Genomic DNA, 2450 nt, shown 5'->3' on the forward strand with positions numbered 1-2450 from the left:
GAATCCTATAAGCGGTAGATGATCGGAGGCGACCCGCGAAAGCGGCGTGTCATGGGCTTCGACGGTTGAGATCATTCCGTGTCGATTTGCCATGATCCGGTCGAGCGACAGCAGCGGCAGACTCGATGGAAAGGTGGGGACCGCCGGCGGCGCGGGACCGAAAGTCGTGTGCAGCGTGTTCAGCGCGGAACGGTTTCCGAGTCGCCATTCGTTCAAATCGCCGAGCAGCAGTGTTGGTTTTTCGTCCGGTCTGTTCATGATTTCGAGCACGACACGGGCCTGTTCGGAGCGCGATCGGCGCAGCAAGCCGAGATGGGCTGCGATAATGCGCAGAGTTCGTTTCTCGTCCAGATCGATTTCGGCAACCAGGGCTCCGCGCGGCTCCAGCCCCGGGAGCGTTATCTGATGGACATTGCGAACGATGCCCCGTTTGAAAAGCAGAACGTTGCCGTGCCAGCCGTGCCCTTTGCCGTTTCCGGACACCGGCACCGGCACCAGGCCTGTTTCCAATTCGAGACGCAGCAGATCCAGAAGGCCGGCACGATCTCCAAAGCGATTGTCCGCTTCCTGCAACGCAATGACATCCGGGGCGATTTCCCGGATGACGCGACCGATTCGTTCGGGATCGAACTTTCTGTCGACGCCCACGCATTTGTGAACGTTGTAAGATGCGACCAGAGTCCCCGCGGGGCGTGTCCCTTCGGACGGCGCAGCCTTCGCCTTCTGCTTTTTTCTGTCGCGAATGGATTTGAGCACACTTGCAGGAAAGCTATGTCCAGTTCTTTGCATGAGTCTGCTGCTCGTCCTCACTACCTTCAAGACTTAGCTTTGTCTCACTCAAATGGGATCTGCAATCGCTGCTTCCCTGCCCTGACGAGATGCGGCGCTTAAAAGGAGCGATGGCTGCGTCACCCGAATTCCCCCCGGCAGAACGAGAAAGCCTCTAAAGGTAGGGCGATCCCAGCCACAACACTCGGTCGAACAGGCGGACGATAAATGGCCGGGCTCTCAAGGTTTCGATCGTTACAGACGCGGCGGAGGCGATTGCCGATCCGATCCGCGCTTCAATCTCCGCGGCAAAGCCTGCATCAAGAACCTCTATATCAATCTCAAAATTCAGCCGCAGAGACCGGGCATCAAGATTGGAGGATCCTATATAAGCCCAAACTCCATCGACCGACAGCAGCTTCGAATGATCGAACGAGCCCTCCGTGCGCCATACGCGGCAATAGTGCTTCAGGACCTGATCGAATTGCGCCGTCATCGCCCGGTCGACGAGGAAGAGATTGTTCACCGCCGGTACCACGATGTCGATCTCGACGCCTCGCCTGGCCGCGGTCGTCAGCGCGCTGATCAGTTCCCGATCCGGCAGGAAATAGGGCGACATGATGCGGATCGATTTGCGGGCGACGGAAAATGCCCCGATCAGCAAGTTGTGGTTCGTTTCGATGCTGGCATCCGGCCCGGATGCAACCGCCCGCGCCAGCATCGGTTGACCGGGAGCCGCGGGAAGCGTGGCCACTTGCCAGGTGTCGCCTTTCAGGAGCTCGCCGCTCACGAAGCGCCAATCTTCGGCGGCAACCGAAAAAAGGTCGGCTACGACCGGCCCGGTGACCTGAAAATGCGTGTCCCTCGCGCTGGAGGAGCCGGCGAACTCGGCTGAGAATCCCTTTCGGATGTTCATCCCTCCGGTGAACGCAATCGTGCCATCGACGACCAGGATCTTCCGGTGCGTTCTGAGGTTGGCGTAGGGAAGACGCAGGCCCATGACAATGTTGCCGTTGAAGAGGTCTGCTGTGATTCCTGCCTCTCGCAGACGCCCAAGAATGCTGGGGACGGAGTAACGCGCCCCGACGGCATCGATCAGCACGCGAACGCTGACACCCCGCTGGACGGCTCCGGCGAGAGATTCCACGAAAAGCCGCCCGACATCGTCATTGTCGAAGATGTAGGTCTCGAGAAGGATAGCGCGTTGAGCGCCATCAATCGCTCGGCACATTGCGGCATAGGCCTCGTCACCTGTCTCCAATATCGCAATCGCGTTTGCCGAAGTCAGGGCACGCCGGGCCACCCTGTCGCCCAATGTCTTCAGGCCGGTGAAGCGTTGGCCGTACCGCTCGGCAATCAATTCCTCGGCGGCAATGTTGCGCTCATGTTTTGCGGAAGCCGCCTCGCTGGAAAGGGGCCGCATGGCGCTGATCGTTGCACGACGGATGCGGTTTATGCCGGCAACGGCGTAGATGATCGCGCCAAGGAATGGCGACAGGAACATCACGCCAACCCAACCTGTGGCGGCGCGGACGTCTTCCTTCGTCATTATGGCGTGGACAATGCCGATGGCCGCCATCACCAGCGGAATGATCGCGAGGATCTGGGGCCAATGAGTCATTAAGGTCTGCAACATCGCCAGGACTATCCAGCGAGCGGTTGCAGAACGCAATGCAGCTCAT

At 59.4% G+C, this 2450-nt stretch carries 2 protein-coding genes; both read right to left on the bottom strand.

Going from position 1 to position 2450, the window contains the following annotated elements; genetic code table 11:
- On the bottom strand, positions 1–789 hold a 789-nt coding region (locus AC0L3L_RS36290; RefSeq protein WP_473642169.1), incomplete at its 3' end, for an endonuclease/exonuclease/phosphatase family protein.
- A gap of 154 nt (positions 790–943) precedes the next feature.
- Positions 944–2404, bottom strand: coding sequence for a phospholipase D-like domain-containing protein (locus AC0L3L_RS36295; RefSeq protein ID WP_473527952.1), 1461 nt, complete (start codon positions 2402–2404; stop codon positions 944–946).
- Between the last annotated feature and the right edge of the window lie 46 nt (positions 2405–2450).

The organism is Mesorhizobium sp. WSM4849 (genome assembly GCF_055811385.1).